This is a genomic window from Dactylosporangium sp. NPDC051484 (genome assembly GCF_040689395.1).
GTDB lineage: Bacteria > Actinomycetota > Actinomycetes > Mycobacteriales > Micromonosporaceae > Dactylosporangium.
Window position 1 is genome coordinate 53,897 of sequence record NZ_JBFAZX010000025.1, and the last position, 22,189, is coordinate 76,085.

Consider the following 22,189-nt stretch of genomic DNA (forward strand, 5'->3'; position numbering starts at 1 on the left):
ACGGGTGCGGCGTCCCGGACGGGACGCCGCACCTTTCGCATGTCCGCGACTGTCATAGCTCGCGGGCGATGAGCGGGCCGAGCCGCTCCAGCACGTCCGGGTCAAGCAGCTCCGAGTGGCCGCAGGCGATCGCGGCCGTGCGCAGCCGGCCCGCCACGTGGGCCCGCCAGCCCTCGGAGGCGTCGCCGGTGTGGCCGGGCTCCGGGACCGTGGCGTCGACGAAGAACACGTCCGCGTCGAGGACGCCGTAGCGCGCGCCCGCCATCATCCGGTCGCTGTCGAGGTAGTTCTCGACCACTCGGGCGATCTGCGCGTCGGTGAGCGCGCCGAGCGCACCGCCGAGGCCCCGCACGAGCGCCACCGCTTCGGGGAGCGACACCGCCGCCGGCACCCGGTAGCCCAGCTCGGTCAGCAGCGCGGCGATCGCCGCCGGCCCGTCCCACTCCCCCGTCGCCGCGGGTGTCGCGTCGGCGCGCGCGTCGAGCATCCCGACGAACGTCACCTCCCGCCCGGTCGCGACGAGCCGCTCGGCGATGACGTGCGCGAGCGCGCCGCCGAACGACCAGCCGAGTAGCCGGACCGGGCCGGCCGGCGCCAGTTCCGCGATCCGCGCCGCGTGCTGCGCCGCCAGCTCGGCCATCGTGGCCGGCAGGTCCGCGTCCCGGCCGAGCCGCGGCGACTGCAGCCCGATCAGCGGGATGTCCTGCGGCAGGTACCGCTTCAGGCCGGCGAACTGCCACACGAGACCGCTCGCCGGCGGCAGGCAGAACAGCGGCGGCCGATCCGTGCCAGCTTGGAGGCCTGGTTGCAGGCCGGCGTGCAGCACGACGACCGGGGCGAGCGCGTCGCCGGGCGGGGCGTCGCCGGCGATCCGCCGGGCCAGCTGCGCCACCGTCGGCGCCGTGAAGAGGTCCGCGACCGGCAGGTCGGCGCCGAGGTCCCGGCGGATCGCGGCGGCGAGCCGCACCAGCAGCAGCGAGTGGGCACCCAGCGCGAACAGGTCGTCGTTCACCCCGACCCGTGCGGCGCCGAGCAGATCCGCGACGATCGCGCACAGCCGGGCCTCGACGCGGCTACGCGGCAGCGCCGGCGCGGCCGCCGTGGCGCCCGCGGGCTCGGGCAGCGCCGCCCGATCGATCTTGCCGTTCGGCGTCTGCGGCAGCTCGTCGAGCACCACGAACGCGGACGGCACCAGGTAGCCCGGCAGCCGATCGGCGAGGTGGTCGCGCAGCTCGGCCGGGGTTACCCGCGCCGCGTCGCCGGTGGCGTAGCCGACGAGGTGATCGCCGCGCGCGACGACGACCGCCCGGCCGACCAGGGGGTGGGCGGCGAGGGCCGCCTCGACCTCGCCCAGCTCGATGCGGTGCCCGCGGACCTTGACCTGATGGTCGGTGCGGCCGAGGAACTCCAGGTCGCCGTCGGGCGTCCAGCGGGCCAGGTCGCCGGTGCGGTATAGCCGCCCGGGTCCGGTGGGGTCGGCGACGAACCGGGTCGCGGTGAGCGCGGGGCGGCCGTGGTAGCCGCGGGTCACCTGGGCGCCGCCGAGGTACAGCTCGCCCGGGACGCCCGGCGGGACCGGCCGCAGCGCGGCGTCCAGGACGTGGGCGGTGGTGCCGGGCAGCGGCCGCCCGATCGTCGGACGGCCGGCTCCGACCGGGGCGGCGGTGGCCCAGACGGTGACCTCGGTCGGCCCGTAGAGGTTGGTCACGCCGCGCGCACGCCGGTGCAGTTCGGCGCCGAGCGCGGGCGGCAGCGCCTCGCCGCCGACCAGGACCCGCAGCCCGGACAGGTCGGTGTCGGCCGCCTCCAGCAGCGCGGTCCACAGTGACGGGGTCGCCTGCATCACCGTCGCCTCGGCCACCAGCGGGGCCAGCAGCGCCGGATCACGCACCTGCTCCCCGGAGGCCAGGATCACGCCGCCGCCACGGCGCAGCGGCTGCAGCAGCTCCAGCACGGCGATGTCGAACGACAGGGTGGTCACGGCGAGCACCCGGTCGCCGGCGGTCACCGGCGCCACCGTGTCGACCGCGGCGAGGAACGCGCCCAGATCGCGGTGGGTGACGACGACGCCCTTCGGCCGTCCGGTCGAGCCCGACGTGTAGATGACGTACGCGGCGGTGCCCGGGTCGGGGGCCACGTACGGCGGCGGCGTCCCGGTGTCCGCCGCGGGTTCGGCCGCGGGGTCCGGGCCGATGACCGGGCAGGCGCCGCCGGCGAAACCGGGGTCGGCGGAGAGAACCACGACCGGCCGGGCGTCGTCGATCATGTACCGCAACCGCTCCGCCGGATACGCCGGGTCGAGCGGCAGGTACGCCGCACCGGTCTTGTGCACGGCGACGACCGCGACGACGAGGTCCACGGTGCGCGGCAGGGCGATGCCGACGAGCCGCTCCGGGCCGGCGCCGCACGCCGCGAGCCGGGCGGCGAGGGCGTCCGACGCCGCGTCGAGCGCCGCGTAGCTGAGGGTCCGGTCCGCACCGCGCACGGCGACGGCGTCCGGGGTGTCCCGCGCGTGCCGGCGCAACGCGGCCACCCACGGCTCCGAGCCCGGTTCAGAGGCCGCGTCAAGGGCCGGCAGCGGGCCGCCGGTGTGCCACCGTGCCAGGTCCCGCTCGTCGTCGCCGGACAGCAGGGCGGCGTCGCCGACCGGCCGGTCCGGATGCTCGGCAAGGTCGGTCAGCAGCCGGACCAGGCGGCTCGCCAGCCGGCGCGCGGTGCCGTCCTCGAACCGGCCGGTGTCGTACTCGACGGTCAGGTCGACGGCCGGTCCGGCGTCGACGAAGGTGACGTTGAGGTCGACCTTCGGGTCGGTGGCGGAGTCCGGTTCGTCGCCGAGGGGCAGGCCGAGCAGCGTGCCGTCGCCGGCAGTGCGGTGGTGGTAGCCGATCATCACCTGGAACAGCGGGTTGCGCCCGGCCGCGCGCGGTGGGTTGACGGCCTCGACGACCTGCTGGAACGGCAGCTCCGCGTGCTCGAACGCGGCAAGGTCGGCGGCGCGGACGCGGCGCAGCAGATCGGTGAACGTCGGCGCCCCGGACAGGTCGGCGCGCAGCACCACGGTGTTGACGAAGAACCCGACGAGGTCGCTCAGGGCCGGGTCGGTGCGGCCGGAGGTCGGGGTGCCGATCGGCACGTCGTCGCCGGCGCCGTGCCGGTGCAGCAGCACGGCGAGGCCCGCGTGCAGGGCCATGAACAGCGTCGCCGACCCGGCGGCGGCGAGGCCGCGCAGCCGGGCGACCAGCTCGGCCGGGAGCGTCGCACTGACCAGGCCGGCCCGGCCGGGGCGCCCGGTGCGGGGCCGGGTGCCGGGCAACGGGATCTCGTCGGGCAGCCCGTGCAGGCAGCTGTGCCAGAACTCCCGCTCCGTGGCCGGGTCGCCCAGCACGTCGGCGTGCCAGGCGGCGTAGTCGGCGTACTGCACCGGCAGCGGCCGCCAGTCCGGGGCGCGACCGGCGAGGCGCGCGAGGTAGGCGTCGCTGAGGTCGCGCAGCAGCGGCCGGTCGGACCACTCGTCCATCGCGATGTGGTGCAGCACCAGGCCCAGGATCGAGCTCCCGCCTGGCTCCTCGACGACGGCGGCCCGCACCGGCAGTTCGGCGCCCAGGTCGAACGGGCGGGACAGCAGCGGGTCGATGGCGTCGCCGACGTCGACCCGCGCCCGCTCGGGCGGGACGATGCGCTGCCCGTCGAGGGTGACGAGGGTGCGCAGCACCTCGTGCCGGGCGAGCACGTCGCCGAGCGCGGCGGCGAGCGCGGCCCGGTCGATCCGGCCGCGCAGCCGCACGAGCAGCGGGTAGTTGTAGGCGGTCGAGGCCGGGTCGAGGTGCTGCAGCAGCAGGAGCCGCTGCTGGGCCGGCGACAGCGGCGGCTGCTCGGCCAGTGCCGCTCGCGGCCGCGGGAGCAGCGGCGGGCGGACCGGGCCGGTGCCGAGCCGGGGCGCCAGCCGCGCCGGGGTCGGCGCGTCGAACAGCTCCCGCAGCGGCAGGTCGGCGCCGAGCTCGGTGCGCAGCCGGCCGAGCAGCCGCATCGCGACGAGCGAGTGCCCGCCGCGGTCGAAGAAGTCGTCCTCGACGCCGAAATCGGCGACGCCGAGCACCTCGCCGAAGATCGCGCACAGCCGCCGCTCGGCGTCGGTGGCGGCGGCCCGCCCGGCGGTGGCCACGGTGCGCGGCTCGGGCAGCGCGGCGGTGTCGAGCTTGCCGTTGACGGTCAGCGGCAGCGCCGCCACGACCGCGTAGGCGGCCGGGACCAGGTGGCCCGGCAGCGCGGCCTTGAGCCCGTCGCGCAGCGCCGCGAGGTCGAAGCCGTCGACGTCGTCGCCGGCGGGCACCACGTAGGCGACGAGACGCTTGCCGCCGGTCGCGTCGGGCGCCGCGAGGACGGCCGCCTGCCGCACGCCCGGCCGGGCCGCGACCGCCGCCTGCACCTCCCCCAGCTCGACCCGGTGGCCGCGGATCTTCACCTGGTCGTCGGTGCGGCCGAGGAAGTCGAGGTTTCCGTCGGGGCGCAGCCGGACGAGGTCGCCGGTGCGGTACATGCGCCCGCCCGGCGTGAACGGGTCGGCGACGAACCGCTCGGCGGTCAGCGCCGGCCGGTTGAGGTAGCCGCGGGCGAGGCCGGCGCCGGTGACGTACAGCTCCCCGGGCACGCCCGGCGGGACGGGGCGCAGCCAGCCGTCGAGGATGTGGGCGCGGGTGTTCCAGATCGGGGTGCCGACCGTCGAGGTGGTGCTGCCGGTGGTGCCGCCGCCGAGGGTGTTGATGGTGTACTCGGTGGGGCCGTACAGGTTGTAGCCGAGCACGCCGTCCGCCTCGCGCAGCGTGCTCCACAGCGGCTGCGGCACGTCCTCGCCGCCGAGCAGCACCAGCGCCGGCCGGTGCGGCCCGTCGAGCAGGCCCTGGTCGAGCAGGTGCTGCGCGTACGTCGGGGTCACGTTGACGACGTCGACACGGTGCCGCCGGCAGTAGGCGGTCAGGGCGGCCGCGTCGCGGCGCAGCTGCTCGTCGCAGACGTGTACGTGGTGGCCCTCGACGAGCCACAGCAGCTCCTCCCAGGACATGTCGAAGGAGAACGACACGGTGTGGGCGATGGTGAGCGTCCGGCCGCCGGCCGCGGCGATGGCCGGTCCGAAGATGGCCTGCCGGTGGTTCTGCTGCATGTTGGTCAGGCCGAGGTACGGCGTGACGACGCCCTTCGGCCGGCCGGTCGAGCCGGAGGTGTAGATGACGTACGCGGGATGCGCGAGCCGCCCAGGCGTGCCGGGCGCGAACGGGCCCAGCTCCCGCGCGGTCAGCGGGGTGTCCGGATACGCCGACAGGTCGAGCGTGTCCAGGCGGGTGCCGCCGAGCCGGCCGGCGCTGAGCACGAGCATCGGCCGGGCGTCCTCGACCATGACCCGCAGGCGCTCGTCGGGGTGGTCGAGCTCCAGCGGCAGGTAGGCGGCGCCGGTGCGCAGCACCGCGAACAGCGCCACCACCATGTCGAGGGAGCGCGGCAGGGCCAGCCCCACGACCCGTTCCGGGCCGGCGCCCGCGGCGAGCAGGTAGCGGGCGAGCCGGTTGACCCGCGCGTCGAGCTCGGCGTAGGTGAGGGTGGTCGCGCCGGCGGTGAGCGCCGGTGCGTGCGGGGTGCGGTCCGCCTGGGCGGCCATCAGCTCCGCGATCGTGTCGGGCAGCACCGGGCGGTCGACACCGGCCAGGCCGGCGAGGGCGGCGGGCTGTCCGGCCTGGCCTGCGACGGGCAGCATGGCGACGGGCGAGTCGATGTCGTCGGCGAGGCACAGCACGATGCGCTCCAGCCGCTCCAGCAACGCCTCGGCCTCCGCGTGCGCTACCACGTCGGCGCGGTACTCCAGCCGCAGCCGTAGCCGCCGGCCCGGGGTGGCGACCCAGGTCAGCGGGTAGTGGGTGGCGTCGACCGCGGTGACGCCGACGATGCCGTGCTCGGCCTCCAGGTCGGTGAACGTGTCGTCGCCGAGGAAGTTCTGCAGCACGTAGAGGCTGTCGAACAGCGTGCCACCACCGCTGCCGGCGGCGCGCTGGATGTCGCCGAGCCCGAGGTACTCGTGCGGCATCATCGCGACCCGGGCGGCCTGGACCCGGTGCAGCACGTCGCGCACCGGCTCCCCCGGTGCGAACGCGATCCGGGCGGGCACGGTGTTGAGGAACACGCCGACGACCTCGTCGATGCCGTCGAGCTCGGTCGGGCGGCCGGCCACGGTGGTGCCGAAGACCGCCTCCGCGCGGCCGGTCGCGTGGGCGAGCACCAGGCCGAGGGCCGTGCTGAGCATCGCGTTGAGGGTGACGCCGGCACCGCGGGCCCGCGCGACGAGCCGCGCGGTCCGCTCCTCGGTCAGCTGCCGGGCGAGGCTCGTGGCGAGCACGGGCCGGGTGCCGGCGGCCTGCGGGTAGAGCAGGGTCGGTTCGGCGAGTCCGGCCAGTTCCGCGGCCCAGGCGGCGGCGGAGGCGGCGGTGTCCTGCCGGGCGAGCCACTCGAGGTAGTCGGTGAACCGCCCAGCGGGTTCGGGTGGGGTCTGGCCGGCGTAGTGCGCGAACAGGTCGCGCAGGACCAGCTCGCGGGACCAGCCGTCCCAGAGCAGGAGGTGGTAGGTGAACAGCAGCCGGTCGGTGCCGTCGGGCCGGCGTACGACGGTGAGCCGGGCCAGCGGCGGCTGGGCGAGGTCGAACGGCTGGGACCGGTCCGCGGCCATGATGCGGTCGAGGTCGGCGTCTCCGTCCGCCTCGACGGCGTCGACCCGGCCGGTGAGCCCGGTGCCGAGCAGCGCGACCGGGCGCGGCCGGCCGTCGGCGGTGAAGCCGAGCCGGATCGCCGGGTGCCGCCGCAGGACCCGGGTCCAGGCCCGCGCGAGCCGGTCCGGGTCGATCCGGTCCGCGAAGTCGAAGGCGTTCTGGGCGACGTACACGTCGGCGTCTCCGGCGAGGCGGGCCTGGACGAACAGGCCCTCCTGCAGCGGCGAGAGCGGCCACGCCTGGATGCCGCCGCCGGACAACTCGCCCAGCGCGGTGGCCCACTCGCCGGCCAGGCCGTCGACGTCGAGGCCGTCGTCGGCGTAGGTGAGCACGGCGCGCAGCTGCGGGCCGTCCGGGGTGGCGTGGCAGGCCGCGTTGATCTCCAGCAGATACGGGGTGCCCAGATCCGGGTCCGGCGCGGCGCGCAGGGCGCCGGCCTCGGGCGCGGTGTCCCAGTCGGCGGTCCCGCCGCCGAAGCGGCCGAGGTAGTTGAACAGCACCTGCGGGGTGCCGAGCCGGGCGAGCGCGGGGGCCGTACGGGCGTTGGCGTAGCGCAGCAGGCCGAAGCCGATGCCGTTGTCGGGGGCGGCGGCGAGCCGCTCGCGGACGTCGGCGAGCGCCTCGGCCGGCGTGCCCGGGACCGCCGGCAGCCGCACCGGTGCGATGGCGGTGAACCAGCCGATCGTGCGGGACAGGTCGGTGCCGGGGAACGGTTCCCGGCCGTGCCGCTCCAGGTCGAGGGTGAGCTCGGCGGACGGGTCCGCCCCGCGGGCCGCGCGCCACCGGGTGACGGCGAGGCGCAGGCCGGCCACGAGCAGGCCGGTGACGTCGCCGCCGGCGGCGGCGAGCAGTGCCTCGGTGACGGCGGGCGGCAGCCGCAACTCGTGGTCGCGGGTCGCGCCGACGGTGAGCCCGACCGTGTGCCGGGCGGGGTCGAGGTCGCCGCCCGGGGCGAGGGTCCGGCTCCAGTGCTCGAACTCGCCCATCCGGGCCGCCTGCCCGGCCTGCTCGTGCAGCAGCCGCGCGTAGGCGCGCAGGGAGGTGCCGGCCGGGCCGGGTTCCGGGTCGCGTAGTTCGTCGGTGAGGATGCGCCAGGACACGCCGTCGACCACGAGGTGGTGCGCGACGAGCAGGAGCCGCCCCTGCCGGTCCGGGCCGCGGTCGAACCACACGGCCTGCAGCGTCGCGCCGGCGTCCGGGTCGAGGCGGTCGGCGGCGGCGTCGGACTCGGCGCCGATCCGCTCGCGCAGCGCCTCGTCGCCGAGGCCGGCCGCGTCGACCCGGCGCAGCTCCAGCGCGCCGTCCAGCACGGCGTCGGTGGCGGGCCGGGCCTCCAGCGACCACAGCAGCGGCGAGGGGCGGTGCAGCCGCAGGCGAAGGGCGTCGTGCCGGCGGACCAGGGCACGCAGTCGGTCCGCGATCCCCTCGCGGGTGCTGCCGGCCGGGGTGAGCAGCAGCTCGGCCTGGTTGTGCCGGTGGATGCGGCCGCCGAGTTCGGCGAGCCGCTGCACGATCGGCAGCAGCGGCACCTCACCGACGCCGTCACCGTCCCCGCCGGTGGGTGCTGCCGGGGGCGCGGCGAGCGGCTCGGCCGGATTAGCCGACGCGGCCTGCGTCGCCAGGGCAGCCAGAGCCGCCGGGGTGCGGTGCGTGAAGACGTCGCGCGGGGTCAGCGTGAGCCCGGCGCGGCGGGCGCGGTTGACGAGCTGGATCGCGATGATGCTGTCGCCACCGACGGTGAAGAAGTCCTCGTCGGCCGCGACCGCGCGCACGCCGACGACTTCGGCGACCAGCTCCCGCAGGAGCCGCTGGGCCGGCGGCTCGTCGCCGTCGACCTCGACCGGGCCGCGGTCGCCGCTGGGCGCCGGGAGGGCGGCGCGGTCGAGCTTGCCGTTGACGGTCAGCGGTAGCGCGTCCAGCCACTCGTAGGCGGACGGCAGCATGTATGCGGGCAGCCGCCGGGCGAGGGCGTCCCGGATCGTGTCGTCCGCGCCGCGGCGGCCGACGAGGTAGGCGACGAGCCGCCCGTCGTGCAGCGCGGCCGCGGCGGTGACGACGCCGTCGAGCGCCGACAGCGCCGACTCGACCTCGCCGAGCTCGATGCGGTGGCCGCGGACCTTCACCTGCTGGTCGGAGCGGCCGGCGTAGACGAGGTCGCCGGTCGGGGTGCGGCGGGCGAGGTCGCCGCTGCGGTACAGCCGTCCGGGCCCGAACGGGTTGGCCACGAACCGGGCCGCGGTGAGGCCGGGCCGGTCGAGGTAGCCGCGGGCGAGCTGCTCGCCCTCGACGTAGATCTCGCCGGTGACGCCGGCCGGGGCGGGGAGCAGGCGGTCGTCGAGGACGTGGACGCGCAGGCCCGGCAGCGGCGCGCCGATGACGCTGCCGGCTGCGGTGTCGGCTCTGGCCAGGGCACGGAACGTGACGTGCACCGTGGTCTCGGTGATGCCGTACATGTTGACCAGCAGCGGCGCGTCGTCGGCGTGCCGGGCGTACCACGGCGCCAACCGGGAGAGGTCGAGCGCCTCGCCGCCGAAGACGACGTAGCGCAGCGCGAGTCCCGCGGTGTCCTCGCCGGTGAGCGGGTAGAACGCCGACGGCGTCTGGTTGAGCACCGTGACCCGCTCGTCGCGCAGCAGGGCGGCGAAGCGGCGCGGGTCGCGGGTCACGTCGCCGCCGACGATGACGAGCCGGCCGCCGTGCAGCAGCGCGCCCCACAGCTCCCACACGGAGAAGTCGAACGCCGAGGAGTGGAACATCGTCCACACGTCGTCGGGGCCGAAGGTGAACAGCTCGCGGGCGGCGGCGAACAGCGTCAGCACGTTGCGGTGGGTGACCGCGACGCCCTTCGGCTGCCCCGTCGACCCGGAGGTGTAGATGACGTAGGCGGTGTTGTCCGGGCGGGGATCCGCGCCGGCGACCGGTCCGGCCGGGTGGGCGGGCAGCGGATCGTCGAGGAGGACGACCGGTATCCCGCCGGGCACCGCGAGCCCGGGTGCGGTGGCCCGGTCGGTGAGCACGCAGACGGGTGCGGCGTCGTCGAGGATGTACGCCACCCGCGCGGCCGGCGCGCCGAGGTCGACCGGGACGTAGCAGCCGCCGGAGCGCACGACGGCGAGCAGCGCGACGATCAGGCCGCTGCCGCGGGGCAGCGCGACGGCGACCCGCGACTCGGGCCGCACGCCGCGCGCGGCCAGCTCGTGGGCGAGCCGATCGGCGCGGGCGTCGAGCTCGGCGTAGGTGAGCCGGTCGGCGCCGTGGCTGACCGCGACGGCGGCCGGGTCGGCGGTGAACCGCGCGGCGAGGGTCCCGGTGACACCGGCGGCGAGCGGCCGCAGCGCGGCGCCGGAGCCGGAGCCGGAGTCGAGGCCGGGCAGGTCGGCGACCGGCGTGGCGAACCCGTCGGCGAGCCGGTCGAGGATCGACTCGACCGCGGCCAGCAGGATCCGGGCCCGCGCCGCGCCGACGAGCGCTGTGTCGTACTTGACCTCCAGGGTCAACTGCTCGCCGGGGAACGCGACCAGGGCGAGCGGGTAGTGCGGCGAGTCGGTGCCGGTGAAGCCGAGCACGGTCAGCCCGGCGTCCTCGTCCGCGCGGACGGCGGGGAAGTTCTCCACCACGACCAGCGAGTCGAACAGGTCGCGGGTGCCGGCCAGCCGGGCCAGTTCGGCGAGGCCGACGTGCTGGGCGTCCAGGACCTCCGTCTGCTGCTCCTGCAGCCGGGTGAGCACGGCGCCGGCCGGCTCGCCCGGATCCCACGACATCGGCAGCGGCACGGTGTTGATGAGCAGCCCGACGACGGTTTCGACGCCGGGCAGGTCGCCGCCGCGGCCGGAGACGGTGGAGCCGAACACGACCCGGTCGCGGCCGAGCAGGCTGCCTAGGAGCAGACCCCAGGCGGCGTGCACGGCGGTGGACAGGGTGATGCCATGGGCGCGGGCCAGGGCTGCGAGGGCCGCGGTGCGCTGCGCGGGCAGTGCACTGTGGACGCTGTCGTGCGCCGCGACTCGGCTGCCGGCCGGGTAGAGCAGCGCCGGCGTGACGCCCGCGAGCGTGCGGGCCCAGACCTCGCGCGCGGCGGCCGGGTCGCGGGCGAGCACGGACTCGACGTGGTCGCGGTAGGTCACGGCGGTCGCGGGAAGGCCGGTGCCCTGCCGGTAGGCGGTGACGATGTCGTCGAAGACCAGCGGGTAGGACCAGCCGTCGGCGAGGATGTGGTGCATCGTCTCGACCAGCCGGTGGTCGGTGGGGCCGAGCGACACCAGCGCGTAGCGCAGCGCGGGCGGGCTGGCCAGATCGAACGGCTCGGCGAGCTCGGCCGCGCAGAAGGCGGCCAGCTCGTCGGCGAAGCGCACGGACGTGGCCCGCCACGGCACCCGGACGGAGGCGGCGACGGCCTGCACGACACGCCCATCGCGCAGCTCGCGGAACCCGGCGCGCAGGGCCGCGTGGCGGTGCACGGTCGCCTCGACGGCGCGGCGCAGCGCCTCGGGGTCGACCGGTCCGGACAGCCGGGCGACCTGCTGGACCAGGTAGGTGTCGGCGCCCCGTTCGGCGACCAGGTGGTGCACGTACATGCCCTGCTGCAGCGGCAGCATCGGCAGGACGTCCTCGACGGCGCCGAGGTCGCCGGTGAGGTCGTCGACGTCGGCCTGGATCAGGGCGACGAGCGGGAAGTCCGACGGGGTGTGCCCGGCGTGGTCGGTGCAGCGGGTCAGTGCCTCCAGCGCGGCGCGCCAGCGCACGGCGAGCGCGGTCACGTCGGCCTCGGCGAACAGGCCGGCCGGGTAGGACAGGGTCGCCGTGAACGTGGTGCCCTCGGCGCTGTCGGCGGCGAACGCGTTGACCTCCAGGGTCATCGCCGGGTTGGTGGGGTCGACGCCCTCGCGCAGCGGTCCGGTGGGCGCCCAGTCGGCGCCGGCGCCGGCCGGGAAGCGGCCGAGGTAGTTGAACAGGATCTGTGGTACCGCGCCGGTGAGCCGATGCCGCAGGTGGCGCAGCACGCCGTAGCCGGCGCCGCGCGACGGCACCGAACGCAGCTGCTCCTTGACCGCCTTGGCGGCGGCCGCGAGCGCCGGGCCGGCGGCGAGCACCTCGGCCCAGCCCAGCGCCCCGGGGTCGACCCGCACCGGGTGGATGGCCGTGAACCAGCCGACCGTGCGGGACAGGTCGGCGTCTGGCGCGCCGAACACGTCCCCGTCGCGGCCGTGGCCTTCGAGGCTGAGCAGGACCGCCGTGCTCTGCGCCGGCCGCCAGGCCCGCACGGCGAGCGCGAACGCGGTGAGCAGCACGTCGTTGACGGTGCCGTGGAACGCGGCGGGCACCTGGGACAGCAGCGCGCCGCTCACCTCGCTCGGCAGGGTCAGGGTGACCGACCGGACCGTGGCCGCGGTGTCGACGGCGGCGTCGACCGGCCGGGCGCCGAGGATCGGGTCGGGGGTGTCGAGCACCTCGCGCCAGTGGGGCTCCTCGCCGTCGAACCGGTCGGTGTCGGCGAGGCGGGACCAGGCGGCGAACGACACGGGCACCGGGTCGAGGGCGGCCGGGCCGCCGGCCTCGAAGCCGGCCTGAAGGTTAGCCCAAGCGCGGGCGAGGTCGGCACCGATGATGCGCCAGGAGACGCCGTCGATGACGAGGTGGTGGACGACGAGCAGCAGCTCCCGTGCGGCGCTCGACCAGACCGCCGCGACCATGCGGCCGGCGTGGGGGTCGAGCCGGGCGGCGGCGGCCTGGAGCCCGGCGGCGCCGGTGTCGCCCTCGGTCACCGGGACCTCGACGCCGGCGGTGGCGGCGGGCACGGTGACGGTCCAGTCCGGACCGAGGACGGCGCGCAGCAGGTCATGGGTGCCGACCAGGGCGCGCAGCGCGGCGTCGAGCGCGGCGCGGGTCAGCCCGGCCGGGGTGCGCAGGGCCATCGCCTGGTAGAAGTGGCCGAGCGGGGTCTGCGCGTCGCGGGTCTCGGCGAGCATCGCGGTCAGCCGGACCGGTCCCGTGCCGTCGCCGGGGGCGGTGACCGGCGCGGGCGCGGCGGCGGGCAGCGCGGCGGCCACGGCCCGGACGGTGCGGCGGCGGAAGATGTCGCGGGGCGTCACCGGCAGGCCGGCGGCGCGGGCCCGCCCGGCGACGGCGATCGAGGAGATGCTGTCGCCGCCGGCGGCGAAGAAGTCCTCGTCGACGCCGACCTCGGGCATGCCGAGGACCTCGGCGTAGATCGCGCAGAGGGCGCGTTCCCGTTCGTCGCGCGGACCGAGCACCGCGCCGGCCGACGGGGCCGACGGCTCGGGCAGGGCCGCGACGTCGAGCTTGCCGTTGACGGTGAGCGGCAGCGCGGCCACGACGCCGTAGAGGGCCGGGACCATGTAGGACGGCAGCCGCTCGGCGAGCGCGGCCCGCACCACGGCGGGCAGGTCGGCCCCGGCGGCGCCGTCGGGCACCAGGTAGGCGGCGAGACGCCGGGTGCCGGCCGGGCCGGGCCGGGCGACGACGGCCGCCTGCCGGACCTGCGGCAGGGCGGCGACGGCGGCCTCGACCTCGCCGAGCTCGACGCGGTAGCCGCGGATCTTCACCTGGTCGTCGTCGCGGCCGAGGAAGTCGAGGATCTCGCTCGGGCGCTCGCGGACGAGGTCGCCGGTGCGGTACATGCGCCCGCCGGGCACGAACGGGTCGGCCACGAACCGGGACGCGGTGAGGCCCGGCGCGTGCAGGTAGCCGCGGGCCAGGCCGGCGCCGGCGATGTACAGCTCGCCGGCGGTACCGGTCGGCACGGGGCGCAGGAAGGCGTCGAGGACGTAGCCGCGGGTGTTCCAGATCGGCCGGCCCACCGTGGGCGTGGGGCTGTCGCCGGTGCCGGCGCCGAGGGTGTTGATCGTGTACTCGGTGGGGCCGTAGAGGTTGTAGCCGCTCGGCCCGCCGGGCGTGCGCAGCCGGGCCCAGACCGTGTCGGAGACCGCCTCCCCGCCCAGCAGGACGAGCGTCGGCGGGTGGCCGGCCGGGTCGAGCAGCCCCTCGTCGAACAGGTGGTGCGCGTAGGTCGGGGTCACGTTGACGACGTCGATGCCCTGCGCGCGGCAGTAGGCGACGAGGGCGACCGCGTCACGGCGCAACTCCTCGTCGCAGACGTGCACCTCGTGGCCCTCGACCAGCCACAGCAGTTCCTCCCACGACATGTCGAAGGAGAACGACACCGTGTGCGCGATCCGCAGCCGTTCCCGTCCGGCGGCCCGGGCGCGGGCGACCGCGGGGCCGAAGATCTCGGCGCGGTGGTTGAGCTGCATGTTGGTGAGGCCGCGGTACGGCGTGACGACGCCCTTCGGCCGGCCGGTGGACCCCGACGTGTAGATGACGTAGGCGGGCCGGTCGAGCCGGTGCCGGTCGGGCGCGGCGGGCGGCGGGTCGGCCGGGTAGCCGGCGGCCTCGTGCGGTGCGACGGCGGTGCCGCGGTACCGGTCCCGGATGGGCGCGTCCGGCAGCGCGACGAGCAGCGCCGGCCGGGCGTCGTCGAGCATGCCGGCGAGCCGCTCCAGCGGGTGGTCGAGCTCCAGCGGCAGGTAGGCGGCGCCGGCGCGCAGCACCGCGAACAGTGCCACCACCATGTCGATGCCTCGGGGCAGGGCGAGGGCGACGATCCGCTCCGGTCCGGCGCCGCCCGCCAGCAGCAGCCGCGCCGTCCGGTTGACCCGCGCGTCGAGCTCGGCGTAGGTGAGCGACTCGCCGCCGAAGACGAGGGCGGTCGCCGCGGGCTGGGCGGCGGCCCGCTCGGCGAGCAGGTCGGCGATGGTCGCCTCGCCGATCGGGTGCTCGCCCGCCCGCCACGCGGCGCGCCGGGCGCCGGCCTCGGCGGGCAGGACCAGTTCCAGCGCGCCGGCCGGGACGTCGAACCCGTCGGCGAGGGTGGACAGCAGGCCGGTGAACCGCTCGACGAGGGCGGTGGCCTGCGCCTCGGTGACGACGTCGGGGCGGTACTCCAGCTTCACGCGCAGCCGCGCGCCGGGCGTCACCACCCACGTCAGCGGGTAGTGGGTGGTGTCGGTGTACTCGACGCCGACGATGCCGTGCTCGCGCTCCAGGTCGGCGAACGTGTCGTCGGCGAGGAAGTTCTGCAGCACGTAGAGGGTGTCGAAGAGCTGCTCGTGGCCGGCGGCCCGGTGGATCTCGCCGAGGCCGAGGTGCTCGTGCGCGGCGAGGTCGATGCGGTCGCGCTGGGCGCGGCGGGCCAGGTCGAGCACGGTCGTGCCGGCCGTGGCCGAGACCCGGGCGGGCACGGTGTTGAGGAAGAGGCCGATCACGTCCTCGATGCCGGGCAGGCCGGTGGGCCGGCCCGCGACGGTGATGCCGAACACGACGTCGGCGCGGCCGGTGTGGTAGCCGAGGACGAGGCCGAGGGCGGCGGTGAGGACCGAGTTCAGCGTCAGCCCGGCGTCGCGGGCCCGGCCGGTGAGGCGGGCGGTGACGTCGGCGGGCACGGCGGCGAGGACCCGCTCGGACAGCATCGGCGCGCGCCCGGCGGCGGCCGGGACCATCAGGGTCGGTTCGGTGACGCCGTCGAGCGCGTCGCGCCAGGCGCGCGTCGTGGCGCCGGTGTCGCGGGTGGCGAGCCAGCCGAGGTAGTCGGTGAAGGACGCGGCCGGCGGCGCGGGTGTCCGCCCGGCGTAGAGGGCGAAGAGGTCGCGCAGCACCAGTTCCCGGGACCACCCGTCCCAGAGCAGGAAGTGGCTGGTCAGCAGGAGCGAGTCGCGGTCGCCGCGGCGGGCGACGGTGAGCCGTACCAGCGGCGGGGCGGCCAGGTCGAACGGCTCGGCGCCGTCGCGGCGCACCAGCTCGGCGAACGCGGCGTCGTCGCCGGTGACGTCGACGACCGCGACGCGGGCGGGCACCTCGCCGGCGATGACCTGGACCGGCTCGGCGAGGCCGGTGTCGGTGAACCCGGCCCGCAGCGTCGGATGGCGGCGCAGCAGCGCCGCGAACGCGGCGGTCATCGCCTCGACGTCGACCGGCCGGTCGAGTTCGAACACGTTCTGCGCGAGGTACGTGCCGGCGGCCCGGCCCTCGTCGCCCTGGTCGAAGGTGGCCTGGTAGTAGACGCCCCGTTGCAGCGGCGACAGGGGCCAGGTCTCGGCGACGGCGGTGCCGTCCGCGCCGGGCAGGTGCCGCAGGGTCGAGGTGACCGTGCCGGCGTCGATGACGGTGAGGTCGCCTCCGTCGGGGTCGGCGGCCGGTGCCGCCGCGCCGGTGAGGTGGCCGTCGATCGCCCTGGGGGTGCGCAGCTGAAGCACGTCGCCGGTGGTGAGCACGATACCCTCCTCGGCGAGGCGGTTGACGACGCGGATCGCGGCGATGCTGTCCCCGCCGAGCGCGAAGAAGTCGTCGTCGGGGCCGGTCTCGACGCCGAGCACGGCGGTGAACTGGGCGCCGATGCGGGCCTGGCGCGGTGTCGGCGCCGCGGCGGCGCGGGCGGCCGCCCGGGTGGGCGCGGGCAGGGTGGGCGCGGGAAGGCAGGCCCGGTCGCGTTTGCCGTTGGGCAGCAGCGGGATCGCGTCGAGAACGGTGACGGTGGCCGGGACCAGGTGGGCGGGCAGTTCGGCGCGCAGCGCCGCGAGGATCTCGCCGGGCTGGGCGTCGCGGGGCTGGGTGTCGCCGGTGACGTAGGCGGCCAGGGCGCCGCCGACCCTCGCGGCGACGGCGTCGCGCACGCCCGGCAGCCGGGTCAGGGCCGCCTCGATCTCGCCGAGCTCCACCCGGAATCCGTTGATCTTCACCTGGTCGTCGGCGCGGCCGAGGAACTCGACCTGCCCGTCGGCGGTCCACCGGCCGAGGTCGCCGGTGCGGTACAGCCGGTCGCCGGGCGCGCCGAACGGGTCGGCGACGAACCGCTCGGCCGTCGCCGCGGCCCGGCCGAGGTAGCCGCGGGCGTTCTGCACGCCGCCGACGTAGATCTCGCCGGTGACCCCCGCCGGGACCCGGTCGAGCGCGCTGTCGAGCAGGTGGACGCGGACCCCTGGCACCGGGGCGCCGAGCGGCACCGGGCCGGGGAGCACGCCGACGACCGCGGTGAGCACGTCGCCGGCGACCTCCGACGAACCGTAGGAGTTCACGATCTCGGCGTCCGGCGACGCGGCGGCCAGCGCCCGCACGACCGGCGGCGTCAGCGCCTCCCCGCTGATGATCCAGCGGCGCAGGGCGCGGACCCGGCCCGGTGCGCTGTCGGCGAGCGCGGCGGCGAGGCTGGGCACGGCGAGGAGCTGGGTGGCGCCGGTTGCCTCGACGAGCCGGCCGAGCGCGGCCCCGTCGGCGGCGGTGGTGTCATCGGCGAGGACCAGTGTGGCGCCCGCGACGAGGCCGCCGAGCAGCTCGGTCACGCCGTCGACGAAGCTGAGCGAGCTCTTGGCGACGCGCCGCTCGCCCGGCCACGCGGCGCGCGCCCAGGCGAGCCGGTTGGCCAGTGCGGCGTGCGTGCCGAGGACCCCCTTCGGGCGGCCGGTGGAGCCCGACGTGTACAGCAGGGTCGCGGCATCCGCCCCGGTCAGCCCGGCGGCGCTCAGCTCACCCGCCGCGCCCGCCACGGCGTCGCCCACGGCCAGCTCGGGCCGGCCGTGCGGCGGCAGGGCCGTGGCGGCGGGCCCGCCGGTGAGCACGCACACGGGTGCCGCGTCCTCGATCATGTACCGCAGCCGCGCGGCCGGGTAGCCCGGGTCGAGCGGCAGGACGGTCGCGCCGGCCCGCAGCGCCCCGAGGAGCGCGACGGCGAGGTCGGTGCCGCGCGGCAGCGCCACCGCGACGACGTCGCCGCGGCGCACGCCGGCCGCGGCGAGCGCGTGGGCGAGCCGCCCCGAGCGGCGGTCCAGCTCCCGATATCCGAGCTCCTCCGCGCCGCATACGACGGCGGTGCGATCCGGGTAGCGCAGCAGGTCCAGGACGGTCGCCTCGGGCGCCCCGGCGCGCTGCGGGGGCTCGCCGGCACCATCGGCCAGCGGCGCCGCGCAGGTCGCGTCGGCGGCCACCGCGTCGAGCAGCCGCAGATAGTGCTCCAGCAGCCGCTCGGCGGTGGCGGCGTCGATGTGCGCGCGGTCGTGGGTGAGCGTGACCGTGAACGGTCCGGCCGGGCGCACCATGAGGGTGACCGGGTAGTGCGGCGCCTCGACGACGTCGATGCCGGCCACCCGCACGCCGCCGCGGCCGACCTCGGCGGCCGGGTAGTTCTCGACGACGACCAGCGTGTCGAACAGTTCGGCCGGGCCGGTCGAGTGGGCTGGGCCGAGCCGCCGGTGCAGGTCGGAGAGCGGCACGTGTTCGTGCTCGATCGTCTCGCGCTGGTCGGCGGCGAGGCGGGCGAGCACGGCGGCGAGCCGCTCCCCCGGCGCCCACCGGACCCGGGCCGGCACGGTGTTGATGAGCAGGCCGGCGATCCGCTCGATGCCCGGCACGGCGAGCGCCCGTCCGGCGACGGTCGAGCCGAACGTGACGTCGGGCCGGCCGGTGAGACGGCCGACGAGGACGCCCCACGCGCCGGCCACGACGTTGCCGGGGGTCAGGCCCTGTGCGGTGGCGAAGGCGCGCAGCCGGTCGGCGAGCCCGGCGGGTAGATCACGCACGACGCGGCCGAACCCGGCGGCGGCGCCGGCGGGCGGGGCCAGCGCGGTGAGCAGCCGGGTCGGCTCGTGGACGCCGTCGAGGACGCGGTCCCACACGGCCCGGTCGCCCTCAGCGTCGCGTGCGGCGACGGCGCTGAGGAACGCGCGGAACGGCACTGGCGACGGCTGTTCGGCGCCGGCGTACCCGGCGAGCAGGTCGTCGAGCATGATCGGCACCGACCAGCCGTCGGCGAGGATGTGGTGGACGGTGTGGACGAGCACGTGCCGGTCGGCGGCGAGGCGCACCAGCGTGAAGCGCATGGCGGGCGGCTCGGCGAGGTCGAACGGCCGGGTCCGGTCGGCGGCGGCGATGCCGTCGAGCTCGGCGGTGCCGGGCAGCTCGACGTATCGCCACGGCGCTCGGGTCCCGGCGGTGTGGACGGCGACGACGCTGCCGTCGCCGACGGGCCGGAACGCGGCGGCGAGGTTCGGGTGGCGCTCAAGGAGCCGGTCGGCGGCGGCGCGCAGCCGTTGCGCGTCGAGCGGGCCGGCGAGCTGGACGAGCTGCTGCACGATGTAGGGGTCGGCGGCGCGGCCGGCCCGCAGGTGGTGGAAGTACAGGCCGGCCTGCAGCGGGGCGAGCGGCAGGATGTCGCGGAGGGCGGGTCCGTCGAACCGGTCCACGTCGGCCTGGGCCAGCGCGACGAGCGGGAAGTCGCTCGGGGTGTGTCCGCCGACGCCCGGGTCGGCGGCGATCGCGGTGAGCAGGCCGGTCCAGTGCTCGGCGAGCGCGGCCACGTCGGCGGCCGCGAGCACGCCCGCCGGCCAGCTGAAGGTGGCCGACAGCCGCGGCCCGTCGACGGTGTCGACCGCGACGGCGTTGAGCTCCAGCACGCGCGGCATCGGCATCTTCGGGTCGCGGTCCTCGGCGACGACCGGGCCGCCACCCGTGGCGGTCCACGGCTCGCCGGTGCCGGCGCCGAACCGGCCGAGGTAGTGCACGAGCACCTGGGGCGACACGGCGAGGCCGGGCCGGCCGGCGAGGTGACGCAGGACGCCGTGGCTGAGCCCGCGGCCCGGCACGGCCCGCAGCTGCTCCTTGACGGCCTTCACCGCGGCGCCGAGGTCGACGCCGTCGCCCGGGTCGACCGCGACCGGGTACAGGGTGGTGAACCAGCCGAACGTCCGGGACAGGTCGAGGTCGCCGACGAGGTGCTCCTCCCGGCCGTGCCCCTCCAGCTCCAGCAGCACGGCCGAGTGCCCGTCGCCGCCGCGCCAGCGCCGCACCGCCAGCGCGGCCGCGGTGACCAGCACGTCGTCGACACCGCCGTGCACGGCCGCGGGCACCGGCCCGAGGAGCCGGGAGGTGACGTCGGCCGGCAGGGTGACGGTGAGCCGTTCCTCGTTGGCGACGACGTCGCGGGCCGGGTCGAGCGGGCGGCGGCCCAGCGGCGGGTCGGGGGTGGCGGCCACGGCTCGCCAGTACTCCTCGTGGCCGGTGAACCGCTCGGGGGCGGCGGCGAGGGCGGCGGCCCACTGCCGGTACGAGGTGGCGGCCGGCTCCAGCGCGATCGGGCGACCGGCGGCGACGGCGTCCCAGGCCGTGCGCAGGTCCTCCGCGAGGATGCGCAGCGAGACCCCGTCGACCACGATGTGGTGGACGGCGACGACGAGCCGGCCGGGGGTGCCGGGCCCGGCGTCGAGCCAGGTGAAGGCGGCCATCACGCCCGCGCGCGGGTCGAGGCGGGCGACCGCGGCGGCGGTCTCACGGGCCGTCGCGGCCTCGTGGTCGGCGTCCGCCGCCACCCTGAGGACGGCGGGGCGGATGCCGGCCGGTGGGATGGTGAGGCCGCCCCGGTCGTCGACGACGGCCCGCAGGACGTCGTGGGTGTCCAGCAGCGCGGCCGCGATCCGCTCCAGCCCGTCGAGGGTCAGCCCGGCCGGGGTGTGCAGCGTGATCGCCTGGAAGAACCCGTCGAGCGCCGGTCCGTGCTCGCGCAGCCAGGCCACGATCGGCGTGTCCGCGACCGCGCCGGTGGGCTCGACCGGTGGTCCGGCCGGCGGCTCCGAGGGCGCCTCGATCACCGCTGCCAGCGCGGCCGGGGTGCGGTGGGCGAAGAGGTCGCGCGGGCGCAGCACGAGCCCGGCCCGCCGGGCCTGCCGCACGACGCCGATGGCCACGATGCTGTCGCCGCCGAGGGCGAAGAAGTCGTCGTCGGCCGTTACCGACGGCAGGCCCAGCACCTCGGCGAAGACGTCACACAGTGCCCGCTCGCGGCCGGTGGCGGGGGCGCGGCCCGCGGCCTGCTCGCCGGCCGCCGGCGCCGGGGCGGGCAGCGCGGCCCGGTCCACCTTGCCGTTGGCGGTGACCGGGAACGCGTCGAGCAGGACGAAGGCGGACGGGACGGCGTGCTCCGGCAGCCGGTCGGCGCACCATGATTCCAGGTCTGAGGCCAGATCTGACGCCAGGCCCGCCGCCGGCTCGGGGCCGGCGGCCTCGGCGATGGCGTAGCCGGCGAGGTACGCCGCGCCCGCCGGGCTGTGCCGCAGCGTGACGGCCGCCTGCCGCACCGCCGGGTGCGCGGCGAGGACGGCCTCGACCTCCTCGAGTTCGAGCCGCATGCCGCGGATCTTCACCTGGTTGTCGGCGCGGCCGACGAACTCCAGCGTGCCGTCCGGCATCCAGCGCGCCAGGTCGCCGGTGCGGTACAGGCGGGCCCCGCGCGCGTCGAACGGGTTGGCGACGAACCGCGAGGCCGTCAGCGCCGGCGCGTTGACGTAGCCGCGGCCGAGCAGGAACCCGGCCGCGTACAGCTCGCCGGTCGCGCCGGGCGGCAGCGGGACGAGCGCGTCGTCCAGGACGTACAGCTGGGTGTGCGGGTTGGGCCGGCCGATGGAGCTGGCGATCCGCTCGGCCGAGTCGCGGTAGACGACGTGCGAGACGCCGATGGTGGCCTCGGCGGGGCCGTAGCCGTGGTACATCGTGGTGGCCAGCTGGGAGCGGAAGCGCTCGAACAGCTCGGGGGTGAGCACCTCCCCGCCGCACCAGACGTGCTTGAGCCCGGCGAGCCGGCCGATGCCGCGGTCCATCTCCAGCAGCACGTCGAGCATGGACGAGACGAGGTACACGAAGGTGACCCGCTCGCGGGCGATGAGATCCAGCAGGTACTGCGGATCGCGCTCGCCGCCCGGTTCGGCGACCACGACGTAGCCCCCGCTGACGAGCGGCAGCAGGATCTCGTTCACCGAGATGTCGAACGCGAGCGGCGCCTTGAACAGGGTGGCGTCGCCGGGGCCGAAGCGCAGGATCTCCTCGATCTGCCAGCGCAGCCGCTCGCAGATCGCCTCGTGCCGGATCATCGCACCCTTCGGCCGGCCGGTGGAGCCCGACGTGAAGATCACGTAGGCGAGCCGGCCGGGGGCGATGTCCACCTCCAGCGGCTCGGCGGACTCGCCGGCGTGGGCCCACCGGGCGAGGTCGAGGTCGTCGAGCACGTGGGTGACCCGGGCGTCGGCGAGGACCTGGCGGCGCCGCTCGGCGGGCCAGGCCGGGTCGACCGGCACGAAGGCGCCGCCCGCGACCATCGCGGCGAGCACGCCGATGACCATCTCGGCCGAGCGGGGTGCCGCGATGCCGACCATGCCCTCGTCGGTCAGGCCCTGCCGGCGCAGGGCGCGGGCCAGCTGGAACACCTTGGCGCCCAGCTCGGCGTAGTCGAGCCGGACGTCGCCGGCGACCAGCGCGAGGGCGTGCGGCGTGCGGCGGACCTGTTCGGTGAACAGTGTGGCCACGTCCGCGCGGCGCTCGGGTTCGGTCGCGTCGTTCCACTCGTCCAGCCGCCGCAGCAGGTCCACGGTGCGCTCCACAGCCATCGT

Annotated in this window: 1 protein-coding gene; it reads right to left on the reverse strand. The window is 76.7% G+C overall.

The window, feature by feature from the left end; genetic code table 11:
- Positions 1 to 52: 52 nt before the first annotated feature.
- Entirely contained in the window at positions 53 to 22,186 is a 22,134-nt protein-coding gene (locus tag AB0367_RS29975) for a non-ribosomal peptide synthase/polyketide synthase (RefSeq protein WP_366229815.1), read from the reverse strand.
- Positions 22,187 to 22,189 lie beyond the last annotated feature (3 nt).